Source organism: Telluria aromaticivorans, from assembly GCF_013003915.1.
GTDB lineage: Bacteria > Pseudomonadota > Gammaproteobacteria > Burkholderiales > Burkholderiaceae_D > Telluria > Telluria aromaticivorans.
Map to the genome: position 1 here is coordinate 1 of NZ_JABAIV010000024.1, position 1,023 is coordinate 1,023.

Here is a 1,023-nt window from a genome sequence, read left to right on the forward strand (position 1 = left end):
TAAGCTTTCCGAATTTAAGTACAAACTATACCTGCTGAAGCTGAGCTAGCTCGTCTTTAGGTTTCCGATATGCGCTAGTGGGGCTAGCTTCCTGGCCATTCGCCTTAGATTTTGCGCTACCGCCGCTAACAAGAACTCATCATGAGCGCCGCTTGGGCCGCGCAGGCGCAGCTGTCCCAACTTCAAGATGCGTTTGAGGTGGGCGAACAGCATTTCAACTTTCTTCCGCTCTCGCCGCGACTGCCGATAGGCTTCCGTCTTCCCAATGGCTCTAGCCAGGTCGCGTGCAGGTTCGTGTGGACTGCGATCGATTTTCCGATTGCGGACGTTCGGGCAGCACTTCGGTTTTAGCTGGCAGATCTGGCAGTCGTACACACTGGCGCGATATCGAAATGGATTCTTCTTCTGACCGCGCTGAGCGGGCTTCATGATTTTTCCAGCCGGGCAGATATATCGATCGTTCTCGACATCGAAAACAAAATCGGTGCGGCTGAAAGTACCGTCGTAATGCTCGGACTTGTCCCAAACCGGAACGTGCGGCGCGATCCCTTTCTCGTCGACTAACCACCCCAGCATTGCGGCTACTCCGTAGTTGGTATCGCCGACCAGACGCTGCGGTTTCATAGCGAACTTTTCTTCTACCCTCTCGATCATCGTTTTGGTCGCCTCGACTTCGGCTGTCTTGTTCACTGTCGATGCTTCAACGTCGAGAATCACACCTGCTTTCAGATCGATCAGATAGTTCGTCGAGTACGCAAAAACTGCCGGTCCACCGGCAGCAGTCCAGGTTGCGCTGGGGTCGGTCAGGGAGATCCGTTTAGGCGGCGGGGGCAGCGGATTCGCTAGATCGAGTGCTGCCAAATATTCGCGTACCGGACGGCTCGCCTGCTCAGGATCGCCCCAGTCGATCTGCTCGTCACCAGCCTGACTGCGCTGCCGTTGCGCATCGGCCTTGATAATGCTGGCGTCGGTAGCAAAGCCTTCGCCGCGCACCAAACCTTCAGCCATGCAACGACGAAGAAC

At 55.8% G+C, this 1,023-nt stretch carries 1 protein-coding gene; it reads right to left on the reverse strand.

Annotation, left to right across the window (positions count from 1 at the left end; translation table 11 throughout):
- Positions 1-45 precede the first annotated feature (45 nt).
- Positions 46-1,023, reverse strand: a 978-nt coding sequence (locus tag HGB41_RS23130; protein ID WP_171088667.1) for a transposase, incomplete at its 5' end; no start/stop codon positions are given.